Consider the following 14,787-nt stretch of genomic DNA (forward strand, 5'->3'; position numbering starts at 1 on the left):
GGGTGAGATACGCGGACTGAGCCGGTCTCACTTCTCCGGCGGGCCGTACTTGCCAGGGGAGAACTCCTGTGCCCGTCCCTCGCGGACTGCCTGGCGCAGGGCGGCGCGGAATCGGCCGGGTCCCCACGTACGGCCGCGGACGCGCTCGGCGAGCGTGTCGCGATCCGCGGGGCCGTGGTGCTCCAGCGCGTGAGCCACCTCGTCGATCTCCCGATCCAGTGCTTCCTCGGCTATGGCGGCGTGCCGGCTGGCCGTCCCACTGGTGCCGATCGCGCCTGGCGACGACAGCCTGGTCCCGGGACCTGGGCGGAAGCGTCGGGCCCCTGCGCTCTCCAGCGTCCTCCGTCGCTTGCTGCGCGAGCGGGCCCGCTCCCTGCGCTCCGCCGCCTCGCGCCTGCTCTCCATGCTCAGGCCATACTCGTTCTCGGCCCGGAGCAGGGACTCGCGCTCGGCGGGCTCCATCTCTTCTTCCTCCGCCGTCAGCGGGCGGGCGATGTTCTCCAGCGACTGCTGCTCGGCCCGGACGCCGAACAACAACTCGGCGATGCCGCCGGTGGCCATGGCCACCGCTCCGATGAAGAACCCGACCGCCACCAGGCTCACGTTGCCACTGTGGATGAACTGGCCGAACAGGGCCGGCCCGGTGACGCCGCCGATGGCGGTGCCGATCGCGAAGAACAGGGCGATGGCCAGGGCCCTGGTTTCCATCGGGAAGACCTCGCTCACTGTGAGATAGGCGGAGCTCGCACCCGCCGAGGCCACGAAGAAGGTCAGCGCGATCAGGGTCATGAACGAGCCTGTGGTCAGCGCCTTGTTCATGAGCAGCACGGCGATCAGGGCGGTCAGGGCGGCGGAGACCAGATAGGTGCCGGCGATCATCGGAATGCGGCCGACGGTGTCGAACCAGCGCCCCATGACAAGGGGACCGAGGAAGTTGCCAAGTGCGAAAATGGCCATGAAGTACGGGACGTTGCCGGACGTCACGCCGAAGAAGCCGTTCAGCAACGTCCCGAGATCGAACGTGACGGCGTTGTACAGGAACGCCTGGCCGACGAAGAGAGCCATGCCGAGGATCATCCGGCGCGGATAGCGCTCCATGGCCACCCGGGTGATCTCGCGGAAGGGAATTGCCTTCCGCTGCCGGACGGTGATCGCGGAGCCGGGCGGCGGGAGCTCCTGACCGGTCTCCGCGCGGACCTCCGCCTCGATCCGGTTCACGATCCGTTCGGCCTCCTCGGTGTGCCCGTGGATGAACAGCCAGCGCGGACTCTCCGGGAGATGTCGGCGGGTAACCATGATCGCGAACCCGATGACGCCGCCAATGGCGAAGGCCAGCCGCCAGCCGAGGCTCGGCGAGAACAGCGGGCTGAGGAAGGCGAGCGCGGCGACGCTGCCGATGGCGGCGCCCACCCAGTAGCTGCCGTTGATGGCGAGGTCCACCCGGCCGCGGTTGCGCGCCGGGATGAGCTCGTCGATGGCGGAGTTGATTGCGGCGTACTCCCCGCCGATGCCCATCCCGGTCAGGAAGCGCAGGAGGAACAGGTACCAGGGCTGGACGGCGAAGGCGGTGGCCACAGTGGCGGCCATGTAAAGCCCGAGCGTGACCACGAACATCTTCTTGCGGCCGAGGCGGTCGGTCAGCTGGCCGAACAGGAGAGCCCCGATGCACGCTCCGGCGACGTAGATGGCCGCCGCGGTGCCGATGTCGGCGGTGTTCACGGCGATGCCGCTGCCACGTTCGGTCATGCGGGAGGCGACCGCGCCGACGATCGTCACCTCCAGTCCGTCAAGGATCCACACGGTTCCGAGCCCGAGGACGACCTTCCAGTGGAATCCGGCCCAGGGCATGCGGTCGAGGCGGGCGGGGATATCGGTTCGAACGGTGCCAAGCCGCGATGTGGTCATGGTCAGAACTCCTTCACGTAACACCGACGAATGGCGGGGCGGCGAAGCCCTGGCCGTTCTGCGCTGTACGGTGGGCTACATGCTTCGCTGTCGGGTTCTCGGGCATCGCTTCCGGTTCACCAGCGAACGGGAGACGATGAGCTGGCAGTGCCAGCGAGGCTGCGAGGCAGGCGGCGCCAAACGGTACGCCTCCGTCGAGGATGCCCGCCGCTACGCCCAGGCCTTCGACAAAGAGGACCGGGACGATCTCGGCAGGCGAGCCCCCCTGGTGGGACTCCTGCCGCTCCGGCTCATCCGCGCCCTGCGTCAACGGCGAAAGAGTGACCGCTAGGGCAGCACCGAAGCCAGGTCCTTCGGCATGCTGGATTTCACGTCCTCCCACTCGCCGTCGGTGATGTGCTTTCTGAGCGCCTGCAACACCGTCTTGACGAGATCTTCCGTACTCTCCTGGAGTTCGAAGTCCACCCCACTCGACACACGGTCGAGGAACTCCTCGCGGTCGAGCTTCACGGAACCGCGCCCGGGCGCCAGCCGTCGTAATAGAGACCCCGGATCAGCAGTGGCAGCTGGGCGGCGAGGTGCGCGCTCTCCTCGACCGACAGCCGGTCGCGCAGCGCGTGAAGCACCGCCCGGAGGGCGGCGTAGGACCGGTTCCGGTGCTCAGCAGACCAACCGTGCGCCTCTTCGATCTCCCGCAGGACCCGGTTTGTCTTGTCCACCGTCCGGTTGAACGGCGCATAACCGGTCTCCGCCATCTCGCCCACCCCTTCCGTTCTCTTGCGGCACTACAACCATGGCTCCAGCCGTCCCCGACCACATCCCCAAGACATGTAGTGCACCGAGCGTGAAAGATCTTGACAGGCATGAGATTGGCCGCTCCGGCGCAGGAAAGGGCTCGGTGAAGGGGACGAGATGCGGGGACGCGAACGGGAATGGCGCCAGGTTGAGGGGTTGCTTGGCACCCTGCGACAAGGCGGGACCGGCACGCTACTAGTAGACGGTGAACCCGGGGCGGGCAAGAGCAGGCTGTTGCACGAAGCCACCGACGCCGCTGCCCACCACGGCATCGGGGTGATCCGCGGCAGCGTGGAGGAACTCGGCGAACTCGTTTCGTGCGGTTTCCTGCTGGAGGCCCTCGGCCTCCCGTTCGAGGCAGCGTCCGCCGACTCACCGGCGCACCTGCTGGACCGCCTGACGAAGGGCTTCGAAGAGCGGACCGGAGCGCCGGTGCTGGCCGTGTTCGACGACCTGCACCGGGCCGAACCGGCGACGCTGAAGACCATTCAGGTCCTACATGATCGGCTGACGACCTGGCCCGTCGGCTGGTTGCTGAGCGGCTCGACCGCTGACAACGACGGCCGGGCCGCCTGCCTGTTCGGCCTCCTGAAGCGGAAAGGCGCCGCGCGGGTGACGCTCGCGCCGCTCGCGCCGAAAGCCGTCGCGGAGCTGGCAGCGGACATGCTCGGGAGGCCACCCGATCCGACGACGCGCGCGCTGGTGGCCGGTGCCGGGGGCAATCCACTGCTGACCATCGAATTGCTTGCCGGCCTGCGCGACGAAGGCCGCCTCGACGCGTCCTGTGGTCCCATGTCACGTGCCCATTTGCCCGCCAGGCTGCGAACGGTGGTGCGACGCTGGACCGATGCCCTGGGCGGGGAGGCCAGAAGCCTGGTGGAGACGGTCGCCGTGCTGGGCGGGCCGCTGCCGATCGAGCAGGCAGCGTCGTTGCTCGGCACCACACCGGCCGCGTTGCTGTCTACCATCGAGGAAGCCACGGCGGCGGGCATTCTCGACGTCACCAGGCGTGGGATCGCCTTCCGCTACGGGCTGGTCGGGGCCGTCACCGCCACGTGGATACCTCCGCCAGTACGGGATGCCTTGCTGAGCCAGTCCGCCGCTCTCACACACCTGGAACCGGCGGACGCCCGTTTCACCGCTTCGGCCGCTGTCGTCCACGCGGCGGTCACCGGTGGGCGGCTGGAGGAGGCCGAGAGCATGGTCCAGGAACGTCTCGCCGACAATCGCTCCGCTCAGAGCGTGGCGGAACTACGATGCCTGCTGTCGGACATCATGTACCGGACCGGCAGGGGCGACGAGGCGATCCACGAGGCCGACAGCGTGCTGGCCCTCCCTACGCGTTGGCAGCACGTGCGCGACCGTGCGGCCGCCGTGAGGCTGTATGCCATGACGCGCCTGCGTGACGACTACGCACGGGCGTACGCAAGTGAGATCATCGACGGCGAATCCGGGCACGGTCCGGCAGTCACGGTCGCCGCGCTGACCGCCCTCGCCACGATAGAACGGGACGAGGGCAGGCTCGCGAACGCCGTGGCCCTGGCCGAGGACGCCTGCCGGCTGGCCGGCAAGGACCGGCCGGACGAACGCCGCTATGAGCCCTGTCTCACCGTCGCGGGGATGCTCATCGATGTGCGCCGCCTCGACGAGGCGCGGGCGAAGCTCCAGCAGGCACGCATGGACATACTCGCTCACGACCATCTGGCCTGGGCGGCGGGCGTCGCGGCATTGGAGGCTCGCGCCGAGTTCGCCGCAGGCCGGTTCGACGGTGCGGTCTCCGAAGGGAGGAGAGCCCTGAGCCTCGCCGCCGTCCACCACATGCCGCTGGCCGCCGAGGTGGCCAGCGGCATGCTGGCCGCCGTCGCTCTCCGGCGGGGCGACCTGCGAGAAGCGACGCGACGTGTCGTGGCCCCCGCTGAGGGATCGAGCGAAGCGCGTGCGCGGCACGCCCTGCTGGCAGCCCAGGTCGCCGAGGCACGCGACGGCCCCCGGAGCGCGATGACCTTGCTCACGGATCCCTCCGGCCCGCTCCAGCAGCCGTCTTCGCTGCTCGCCATGGATCCGACGGTGAGTGCGTGGATGGTCCGGATCGCCGTGGGTGCGGGAGACCGTGCAACGGCCGAGTCGATCGTCAGCATGGCGGAGTCCCTCAGCCGCGCCAACTGGGGATTCCCGATGTTGGCCGCGTCCGCCGCGCACGCCCGGGGCCTGCTCGATGGAGATCGCGAGGCTCTCACCCTGGCTGCCGAGCACATCGAGGACATATGGGCGCGGGCCTCGGCCGAGGAGGACCTTGGCGTGCTGCTGAAGGCCGCTGGGGAGCAGCAGGAGGCGGTCACCAGCTTCGATCAGGCCTTGACGATCTACCATGACATCGGATCCTTCAGGGACGCGGCACGCGTCCGTCGTAGGCTGCGTGGCATGGGAGTGCGCCGCCGCCACTGGCACAACACTCCGCGGCCCGCCTCCGGCTGGGACAGCCTCACGGAGACCGAGGACGCCGTCGCGCTGCTCGCCGTCGACGGATGGACCAACCGGCAAATCGCCGAGCAAATGTTCCTCAGCGTCCATACGGTCGCGTTCCATTTGCGGCATGTCTACCGCAAGCTGACCATCGGCTCCCGCGTCGAGCTCATACGTCTCGCGGTGGTGCAGGGACGTGTCGGCCCCGACGGGTCGCACGATGAGAGGGAAACTGAGCCGCCGAAACTACACCCATGGGGGATGTGACCGCCCAGTGCGAGGACAAGGGTCAGAACTGTAAGTACTGAACCCGAACCCCCATCCCAGGAGGGGGGACCGATGGCACGGCTGGCAATGCGCCGCAGGGGCGGCGAAGCATACCCGATGCGCGAGTTCGAGGACGTCTACGACCGGCTGGGGCAGCTGATGAGCGCAGCCTTGGGAGAGTTCGCCGAGGACGGGCCCACAGGCGTGTGGACTCCCACGGCCGACATCTCGGAGACCGAGGACTCGTACGTCGTGGAGGTCGACGTCCCCGGCGTGAAGAAGGACCAGATAGACGTCCAGCTCTCCGAGCGCGAACTGATCGTCACCGGGCAGATCGAGAAGCACGAGAGTCAGCGGCGGCACCGCGAGACGCGCAGGACCGGCAGGTTCGAGCTGCGCACGCTGCTCCCGGGGGAGGTGGACGCCGAACGAGTCGAGGCGCGTCTGTCCGACGGCGTGCTGTCCATCACCGTTCCGAAGGCGGCGGCTGCCAAGCCCCGGCACATCGAGGTGACCGCCTGAGGCGGGAGAGGAGGAGTCATGTCCGTCACGCCAGCCGGTCCCCTTACTGCCAACAGGCAACTGCTCGCCAGTTATCCCACGTATCAGGAGGCACAGAAGACCGTCGACTACCTGTCGGATCACGGCTTCCCTGTGCATGGAACGCTGATCGTGGGCGTGGGGCTACGCTCGGTGGAGCACGTCCTCGCGCGCATGACGTACCTCCGCGCGGCCGGCTGGGGCGCGCTGAGCGGAGCCTGGTTCGGCCTCCTCATCGGCCTGTTCTTCGGGATCTTCGCGACCACGGCAGCGTCCATGGTCGCCCTGGTCCTGTGGGGACTACTGGGCGGCGCGGGCGCCGGAGCGATCTTCGGCCTGATCGCGCACGCAGCACACGGCGGCCGAAGGGACTTCGTCTCCGAGGCCAGCCTGGTGGCGGACAAGTACGAGGTCCTCGTCGACTCCGAGCACGCGGCCAGGGCCCATGAGCTTCTCGGGAAGGCGAACGAGCAATGGCGAAGGCAGTAGGCATCGATCTCGGAACCACGAACTCGGTGATCGCCGCCACGGAGGACGGTCACCCCACGGTGCTCCCCAACACGGAGGGCTCGCGCACGACCCCGTCCGTGGTGGCGTTCACCACCGAGGGTGAGCGCCTGGTGGGTCAGCTCGCGCGGCGCCAGGCGATACTGAACCCGAAGGGAACGATCTACTCATCCAAACGTTTCATCGGCCGTCGCTACGACGAGGTCGAGAGCGAGATCCACGCTGTGTCGTTCGACGTCGTCGAAGGGCCGCAGGGAGCCGTCCGCTTCCAGGTCGGCGACAAGCAGTATGCGCCGGAGGAGGTCTCGGCGCTGGTCCTGCGCAAGCTGGCCGCCGACGCGGCGAAGTACCTCGGCGAAAAAGTGACCGAGGCGGTCATCACCGTGCCGGCGTACTTCAACGATGCCCAGCGCCAGGCCACCAAGGACGCGGGGCGCATCGCCGGCCTCGAGGTCCTGCGGATCATCAATGAGCCGACCGCCGCCGCCCTGGCGTACGGGCTCGACAAGAAGGCCAACGAGACCGTGCTGGTCTTCGACCTGGGCGGCGGTACGTTCGACGTCAGCATCCTGGACATCGGCGAGGGGGTCGTCGAGGTCCGCGCCACCTCCGGCGACGGGCATCTCGGCGGCGATGACTTCGACCGCAGGATCGTCGATCATCTTGCTGACGATTTCCAGCGAGAGCAGGGCATCGACCTGCGCAAGGACCCGCAGGCGCTGCAGCGCCTCTTCGAGGCGGCTGAGAAGGCCAAGGTCGAACTGTCGTCGGTGACCCAGACCACGGTCAGCCTGCCGTTCATCACGGCGGACGCCTCCGGGCCCAAGCACCTCAACACCACGCTCATGCGGTCCACCTTCGAGAAGATCACCACCGACCTCGTCGAACGCTGTATCCATCCCGTCGAGCAGGCGATGGAGGACGCCAAGCTCAGACCCGCGGACATCGACGAGGTCATCCTCGTCGGCGGATCCACCCGAATCCCTGCCGTTCAGAACCTCGTCCGCAGGCTCACCGGCGGCAAGGACCCCAACATGACGGTGAATCCGGACGAGGTGGTCGCCATCGGAGCGGCGATCCAGGCGAGCATCATCAAGGGCGAGGTGCAGGACGTCGTGCTGCTCGACGTCACGCCGCTCTCACTCGGTGTCGAGACCCTCGGCGGGCTCATGACCAAGGTCATCGAGCGCAACACCACCATCCCGGCCCGCCGGACCGAGACGTTCTCTACGGCTGAGGACAACCAGAGCGCCGTGGACATCGTGGTCCTGCAGGGTGAGCGGGAGCGCGCCGCCGACAACCGGGTGCTCGGGCGCTTCCGGCTGGAGAACATCCGGCCCGCGCCGCGAGGAGTGCCGCAGATCGAGGTCACCTTCGACGTCGACGCCAACGGCATACTCAACGTTTCCGCCCGGGACAAGGACACCGGGGCTGAGCAGCGGATCACCATCAGCGAGAGCTCCAACCTGGACAAGTCGGAGATCGAGCGGATGGTGACGGACGCCGAGCAGCACCGTGACGAAGACACCAGGCTCCGGGAGACCATCGACGCGCGCAACGAGCTGGACTCGGTCGCCTACCAGGTGGAGCGGCAGCTACAAGAGCTCGGGGACGCCGTACCCGTGCACGAGAAAGCACGTGCGGAGCAGCTCGTCGAGGAGGCCCGCCAGGCGATCAAGGAAGAGGCGCCGACTGACCGGCTGCGGTCGCTCAGCGGCGAGCTCCAGCAGGTGTACCACGGACTCGGCGCCGCTGGTGGTCGGCCGGAGACGTCTGGGGTGCCTCCCCAGGGCCGGACGGAAAGCGCCCCGGGCGCCGGCGACGACGTGATCGACGCGGAGTTCACCACCTCGGAGCCCGATTGACATGAACGAGAACGTGCCCGAGGTTCAGGAGGAGCCCCGCGAGGAGAGCACCGCCGCGTCCGCGGAGACGGACGCCAAAGTCGCGGAGCTGGAGGACCGGTGGCTGCGCGCCGTCGCGGACTTGGACAACCTCCGCAAGCGGATCGCCCGCGACAACGAGCGGCTGCGGGCCGAGGAACGCGCCAGGGTCGCCGCCGCGTGGCTACCCGTCCTGGACAACCTCGAGCTCGCGCTGAGCCATGCGTGCCGCGACGACGACGCGAAGGCGGTGCTCGACGGTGTACGAGCGGTGCGCGACCAGGCCGTCGCCGTCCTGTCCAACCTGGGCTACCCACGACAGGACGAGACGGGCGTCAGCTTCGACCCGGCCCGCCACGAGGCGGTGGCGGCCGTCGAACGCACCGATGTCGAGCCTGGCAAGGTCGTGGAAGTGCTGCGGCCCGGCTATGGCGAGGGCGAGCGGCAACTGCGGCCCGCAAGAGTCACCGTCGCGAAGAAGGCCGAATGATGGCCGCGCAGCGGGACTTCTACGAGGTGCTCGGCGTGGACAGGAACGCCGACACCGACGAGATCCAGCGCGCCTACCGCAAGCTCGTGCGTGCCTACCATCCGGACGTCAATAAGGATCCAGGAGCCGAGGACAGGTTCAAGGAGATCTCCGAGGCCTACGCCGTGCTCTCCGATCCCGAGACGCGCCGCCGCTACGACGCGTTCGGGCACGACTTCCGTCAGGTGCCGCCCGACGTGGACCCGGCGGAGTACGCTCGCGCCCGCCAGGGTGCCGGCGCCCGGACGGGGACCGGCGGCGCATGGCGGTCGGCGCGGGGCGATGACGTCGGCTTCGGCGCGGGCATCGACCTGGACGACCTGCTCGGCGGCATGTTCGGTGGCAGGCGGCGCTGGGGTCCTGTGCCCGGTGCCGACCAGGAGGCGCAGCTCACACTGACCGTCGAGGAGGCCTACCGAGGCGGCCGTCGCCAGATCACACTGCCCGGTGGCAGGCGGCTGGACGTCACGATCCCACCGGGGGTCACGAACGGGCAGCGCATCAGGCTTGCCGGGCAGGGCGGGCGAGGAAGCGACGGAGCGCCGGCGGGCGATCTCCACCTGATCGTGCAGATCGCCGACCATCCCCGATATCGCGTGGAGGGCCGCGACATCCACACCACCCTGCCGCTCGCCCCCTGGGAGGCGGCACTGGGCGCCATGGTGCCCATCGACACACCAGGCGGCGAGGCGAAGCTGAAAGTGCCCCCGGGCACGTCCAGCGGTCGTCGCCTGCGCTTGAAAGGCCGCGGCATGCGCAACCCGAGCGGCCCCCCGGGCGACTTCTTCGCCGAAGTCCGGATCATGGTGCCGCCCACGCTCACCGACGCGGAGCGACGCCTGTTCGAACAACTCGCTGCCGCATCGCGGTTCGACCCGAGGAGGCGCTCATGATCTACGCCATGGTACGCCCGGCCCGGCTCGACCTCGATTCCTACGCGCGAGCCACGGGGCTGCATCCGGAGATCGTCCGCCGGCTGGTGACGCTCGGACTGCTGGAGCCGGACAGGGACGCGGGAGGGGAGCTGCGCTTCGCCCCCTCCCAGGTCAGGGCGGCCGCCCGCATCCAGCGGCTACACCAGGGTTTGTGTATCAACTACGCCGCGATCGGCGTGGTGATCGACCTCCTCGACCGGATCGAAGAGCTCGAGACCGCCCTGCGCGGCCCTTTGCCACGACACTAGGGGGACGGGAATGGACCCGAACAGGATGACGCAGAAGACGCAGGAGGCCCTGCACGACGCCCAGACCAAGGCGCTGCGGCACGGTCACACCGAGGTCGACGGGGAACATCTCCTGCTGGCCCTGCTCGACCAGTCCGAAGGGCTGGCGCCCCGGCTGTTGCAACAGGCAGGTGCCGACACGCAACGTCTCGGCGCCGATCTGGAGGCGGAGCTGGCGCGCCGGCCCAAGGTCAGCGGCCCAGGCACCGCGCCCGGCCAGGTCTTCCTCACCCAGCGCCTGGCCCGCTTGCTCGACGCCGCGGACCGGGAGGCGGGCCGGCTCAAGGATGAGTACGTTTCGGTCGAGCACCTGCTGTTGGCCCTGATCGAGGAGGGCTCCGCGACTGCGGCAGGGCGGCTGCTGCACGGCCAGGGTGTGACCAGGGACCGGTTCCTGCAGGCGCTCACCGCCGTCCGAGGCAACCAGCGGGTCACCTCGGCCATGCCCGAGGTCGCCTACGAGGCGCTGGAGAAGTATGGGCGCGATCTGGTCGCGGACGCCCGCGCCGACAAGCTCGATCCTGTGATCGGCCGCGACACGGAGATCCGCCGCGTGATCCAGATCCTGTCCCGCAAGACGAAGAACAACCCCGTGCTGATCGGCGACCCCGGCGTCGGCAAGACGGCCGTGGTCGAAGGGCTCGCCCAGCGGATCACCCGTGGCGACGTCCCAGAGGGGCTGCGCGACAAAAGCATCTTCAGCCTGGACATGGGCGCGCTCGTCGCGGGAGCCAAGTACCGCGGGGAGTTCGAGGAACGCCTCAAGGCCGTGCTGAACGAGGTGAAAGCGGCTGAGGGTCGGATCCTGCTGTTCGTCGACGAGCTTCACACGGTGGTAGGTGCCGGGGCGACCGAGGGCGCCATGGACGCGGGCAACATGCTCAAACCGATGCTCGCGCGCGGCGAGTTGCACATGATCGGCGCGACCACGGTGCAGGAGTATCGCCAGCACATCGAGAAGGACGCCGCCCTGGAACGCCGGTTCCAGCCGGTACTGATCGACGAGCCCTCGGTAGAGGACGCTGTATCGATCCTGCGCGGCCTGCGTGAGCGGCTGGAGGTCTTCCACGGCGTGAAGATCCAGGACAGCGCGCTCGTCGCCGCGGTGACGCTGAGCCACCGTTACATCGCCGACCGGTTCCTGCCGGACAAGGCCATCGATCTGGTCGATGAGGCCTGCGCGATGATCCGCACCGAGATCGACTCCATGCCGGCCGAGCTCGACGCGCTCACCAGGAAGGTGATGCGGCTGGAGATCGAGGAGGCCGCGCTGGCCAAGGAGGACGACCCCGCGAGCCGGTCCCGCCTGGAAGAGCTACGCAAGGAGCTCAACGCCTCGCGTGCCGAGGCCGAGGCGATGCGGGCGCAGTGGGAGGCCGAGCGGTCGGCCCTGCGCAAGGTGCAGAGCCTGCGGCAGGAGCTGGAGAGCGTGCGGCGGGAGGCCGAACAGGCCGAACGTGCTTACGACCTCAACCGTGCCGCTGAGCTGCGCCACGGCCGGCTCCCCGAACTGGAACGCCGGCTTCGCGCCGAGGAGGAGCGGCTCGGCACCCGGCAGAACGGCCACCGGCTGCTGCGCGAGGTCGTCACGGAGGACGAGATCGCGTCCATCGTCTCCCGCTGGACCGGCATCCCCGTGACCCGGCTGCAGGAGGCGGAGCGGGACAAACTGCTGAAGCTCGATCAAATTCTGCAAGAACGTGTCATCGGACAGGTGGAGGCCGTGCGGCTGGTGGCCGACGCCGTCATCCGCGCTCGCTCCGGCGTCAAGGATCCTCGGCGCCCCATCGGATCGTTCCTGTTCCTCGGACCCACCGGGGTCGGCAAGACCGAACTCGCGAAGTCCCTCGCGGCGGCCCTGTTCGACACCGAGGACAACATGGTGCGCATCGACATGAGCGAGTACCAGGAACGCCACACGGTCAGCCGGCTCGTCGGTGCTCCTCCGGGTTATGTCGGTTATGAGGAAGGCGGTCAGCTCACGGAGGCGGTGCGGCGCAAGCCGTACTCGGTGGTGCTGTTCGACGAGATCGAGAAGGCCCACGCGGACGTGTTCAACACGCTGCTGCAGGTCATGGACGACGGGCGGCTGACCGACGCGCAGGGCCGCACGGTCGATTTCCGCAACACCGTGGTCATCATGACCTCCAACATCGGCTCCCAGCATCTGCTGGACGGGGTCACCGCCGACGGGGAGATCAAGCCCCAGGCACGCGAGAGCGTGATGGGGGAGCTGCGCATGCACTTCCGGCCCGAATTCCTCAACCGGGTCGATGACATCGTGCTGTTCAAACCGCTGACCGAGGCCGAGATCGAGCGCATCGTGGACCTGATGTTCACCGACATCAAGAACCGCCTGGCCAGCCGCCGGCTCACCCTTGAGGTCACCGAGGACGCACGCAGGCTCATCGCCAACCAGGGCTACGACCCCGTCTACGGTGCCCGGCCACTGCGCCGGTTCATCGCCCGCGAGGTGGAGACCAGGATCGGACGCGCCCTGCTGGCCGGCGACGTGCCCGACGGATCGACCATCACGGTCGGCGCCGACAAGGGCGAGCTGAACGTCACCTTCTATCCGCCCAGGACCTGACATGCACACCGTGAACTGCGCCAACTGCGGCAGACCCAACAGGGTCCCGGACGCCGCCTCGGGCAGGCCCCTGTGCGGGGTCTGCCACCGGCCGCTGCCGTGGATCGCCAACGCTGACGACAGCACTTTCGCCGAGGTCACCGAACGCGCCGACCTTCCCGTCCTCGTCGACTTCTGGGCGCAGTGGTGCGCGCCGTGCCGGACGGTCACCCCGGCACTCGAACAGCTCGCCCGCGAGATGGCGGGACAGCTCAAACTCGTCAAAGTCGACGTGGACGGCTCTCCGGCCCTCTCCCGCCGATACACGATCACGGCCGTCCCGACACTCATGGTGCTGCACGAGGGCCGCGTCGTGGCGCAACGCGCAGGCGCGTCACCGGCGCCGCAGTTGCGCGAGTGGGTCGAAGACGCAGTGCGAGCTCCGTCATGACAGAGCACTCCGGCGTGGAAACACCGGACCTGTGCGGGGCCTATCCCCGGCTGGACGAGGGGCAGATCGCCGAGTTGTCCCTGCACGGCGAGCGGCGGTCCGTGTCGCCTGGCGACATCCTCTACCGGGAAGGCGAGCCTATCCCCGAGTTCATCGTGATCCTGCGGGGCAAGGTGGCCATGGTCGAGGGGGAGGGTGCGAAACAGCGGACGATCGCAGTCCACGGCCCTGGGCGTTTCCTCGGCGAGCTCGGCCTCCTCACCGGCCAGGCCGGATTCGTCACTGCGGTCGTGCGGGAGCCCGGCGAGGTGCTCGCCGTACCGGCGGACGAGGTGCGGACACTCGTGGCGGGCGACCCGGCGCTCGGTGACCTCATCCTGCGGTCCTACCTGACCCGCCGCGCCCTGCTGATCGGCCTGGACGCCGGTTTCCGCATCATCGGCTCCCGATACTCACCCGATGCCCGGCGGCTGCACGAATTCGCCGCACGCAACAGGATCCCTCACCGGTGGATCGACCTGGAGGAGGACGAAGCCGCGGACGTGCTCCTGCGCGAGTTGCGCATCTCCCCGCACGATACCCCGGTGGTGATCTGGCACGGCGACCAGGTACTCCGCAACCCGACCCCGGCCGAACTGGCGAAGACCATCGGCCTCCCCGCCCCTACGTCTAACGACGCCGTATGCGATGTGATCGTCGTAGGCGCGGGACCCGCAGGCTTGACCGCCGGTGTGTACGCAGCCTCTGACGGCCTGACAACCGTCGTGCTCGATGCCGTAGCTGCGGGCGGCCAGGCGGGCACCTCGTCCCGCATTGAGAACTATCTCGGCTTTCCCACCGGCATCTCGGGCGCCGAGCTCGCCGAGCGTGCCGTCATCCAGGCAGGCAAGTTCGGCGCCCGCCTGACCGTCCCCGCCGAGGTGAGCAGCCTGGAACCGCGTGAGGGCCACTACGGCATCATCGTGGAGGGCGAGTGCGCCGTGAAGGCCCACGCCGTGATCATCGCCACCGGCGCCCGCTATCGGAAGCTCGACGTTCCCCACCTGGAGAGATTCGAAGGGTCCGGCGTCTACTACGCGGCGACACCGTTTGAGATGCGCATGTGCCGACGATCGCCCGTGGTCATCGTCGGCGGCGGGAACTCCGCCGGACAGGCAGCGCTTTACCTGGCCAGGGACGCCTCCTCGGTATGCATGCTCGTGCGCGGCGGCAACGTACGCGCGAGCATGTCCCGCTACCTCGCCGACGAGATCGACCGAGCTCCCAGCATCGAAATCATGTACTACACCGAGGTACGCGAACTACTCGGAGATCGCACACTACGGGCCGTCCGCGCGCAGAACACGCGAACAGGAGAACTCCTGGAGATCCAGACCAGCGCGCTGTTCACCTTCATCGGAGCCGACCCGCACACTGCATGGCTCAAGGGAACTCTCCCGCTGGACGACCGCGGCTTCGTCGTCACGGGCCAGGGCACGTCGCCCGTGGGCGCCCTCCTCCCCCTGGAAACCGGGCACCTGGGCGTATTCGCCGTCGGCGACGTTCGCAGCGGCTCCGTCAAACGAGTCGCCTCTGCGGTCGGTGAAGGCGCAATGGCGGTCCGCATGGTGCACGAGAGATTCACTGCCACAGGGAATCAACAGGAAAGACGGTGAT

General features: G+C 68.6%; 12 protein-coding genes and 1 pseudogene. 11 read left to right on the forward strand and 2 right to left on the reverse strand.

The features are described 5' to 3' along the window. Positions 1 to 27: 27 nt before the first annotated feature. On the reverse strand, positions 28 to 1,905 hold the full coding sequence (locus ABGB14_RS47000) for an MFS transporter (protein WP_347650395.1): 1,878 nt from the start codon (positions 1,903 to 1,905) through the stop codon (positions 28 to 30). Between the two features lie 79 nt (positions 1,906 to 1,984). Between ABGB14_RS47000 and ABGB14_RS47005 the strand changes: the two genes are divergently transcribed. After that, complete coding sequence (locus ABGB14_RS47005; protein ID WP_347650396.1) at positions 1,985 to 2,236, forward strand: hypothetical protein; 252 nt, start codon at positions 1,985 to 1,987, stop codon at positions 2,234 to 2,236. Here the strand turns inward: ABGB14_RS47005 and ABGB14_RS47010 are convergent. Continuing rightward, positions 2,233 to 2,660: pseudogene (locus ABGB14_RS47010) on the reverse strand (DUF2267 domain-containing protein). The gene ABGB14_RS47005 and the pseudogene ABGB14_RS47010 sit on opposite strands and share 4 nt — an antisense overlap. A gap of 157 nt (positions 2,661 to 2,817) precedes the next feature. Between ABGB14_RS47010 and ABGB14_RS47015 the strand changes: the two are divergent. From ABGB14_RS47015 to ABGB14_RS47060, 10 genes are all read left to right on the forward strand, one after another. Further along, positions 2,818 to 5,430, forward strand: coding sequence for an AAA family ATPase (locus ABGB14_RS47015; RefSeq protein WP_347650397.1), 2,613 nt, complete (start codon positions 2,818 to 2,820; stop codon positions 5,428 to 5,430). Between the two features lie 72 nt (positions 5,431 to 5,502). Beyond that, a complete protein-coding gene (locus ABGB14_RS47020; protein WP_347650398.1) occupies positions 5,503 to 5,952 on the forward strand; it encodes an Hsp20/alpha crystallin family protein in 450 nt (149 codons plus the stop codon). Between the two features lie 18 nt (positions 5,953 to 5,970). Beyond that, positions 5,971 to 6,459: a general stress protein gene (locus ABGB14_RS47025; protein ID WP_347650399.1), complete on the forward strand. Its 489-nt coding sequence runs from the start codon at positions 5,971 to 5,973 to the stop codon at positions 6,457 to 6,459. Then, positions 6,444 to 8,342: a molecular chaperone DnaK gene (gene dnaK, locus ABGB14_RS47030; RefSeq protein WP_347650400.1), complete on the forward strand. Its 1,899-nt coding sequence runs from the start codon at positions 6,444 to 6,446 to the stop codon at positions 8,340 to 8,342. Before ABGB14_RS47025 ends, dnaK begins: the two co-directional genes overlap by 16 nt. 1 nt (position 8,343) lies before the next feature. Continuing rightward, positions 8,344 to 8,850 carry a nucleotide exchange factor GrpE gene (locus ABGB14_RS47035; RefSeq protein ID WP_347650401.1) on the forward strand — a complete coding sequence of 169 codons (507 nt, stop codon included), beginning with the start codon at positions 8,344 to 8,346 and terminating at the stop codon, positions 8,848 to 8,850. Beyond that, positions 8,847 to 9,782, forward strand: coding sequence for a DnaJ C-terminal domain-containing protein (locus ABGB14_RS47040; protein ID WP_347650402.1), 936 nt, complete (start codon positions 8,847 to 8,849; stop codon positions 9,780 to 9,782). The genes ABGB14_RS47035 and ABGB14_RS47040 overlap by 4 nt, the downstream gene beginning before the upstream one ends. Beyond that, complete coding sequence (locus ABGB14_RS47045; RefSeq protein ID WP_347650403.1) at positions 9,779 to 10,072, forward strand: chaperone modulator CbpM; 294 nt, start codon at positions 9,779 to 9,781, stop codon at positions 10,070 to 10,072. The genes ABGB14_RS47040 and ABGB14_RS47045 overlap by 4 nt, the downstream gene beginning before the upstream one ends. Before the next feature lie 10 nt (positions 10,073 to 10,082). Further along, entirely contained in the window at positions 10,083 to 12,701 is a 2,619-nt protein-coding gene (clpB, locus tag ABGB14_RS47050; protein ID WP_347650404.1) for an ATP-dependent chaperone ClpB, read from the forward strand. A 1-nt stretch (position 12,702) separates the two neighbouring features. Continuing rightward, on the forward strand, positions 12,703 to 13,131 hold the full coding sequence (gene trxA, locus ABGB14_RS47055; RefSeq protein ID WP_347650405.1) for a thioredoxin: 429 nt from the start codon (positions 12,703 to 12,705) through the stop codon (positions 13,129 to 13,131). Next, positions 13,128 to 14,786 carry an FAD-dependent oxidoreductase gene (locus tag ABGB14_RS47060; protein ID WP_347650406.1) on the forward strand — a complete coding sequence of 553 codons (1,659 nt, stop codon included), beginning with the start codon at positions 13,128 to 13,130 and terminating at the stop codon, positions 14,784 to 14,786. Before trxA ends, ABGB14_RS47060 begins: the two co-directional genes overlap by 4 nt. Position 14,787: the final 1 nt, after the last annotated feature.

Origin of the sequence: Nonomuraea sp. B10E15, assembly GCF_039871615.1 — a bacterium.
Lineage (GTDB): Bacteria > Actinomycetota > Actinomycetes > Streptosporangiales > Streptosporangiaceae > Nonomuraea.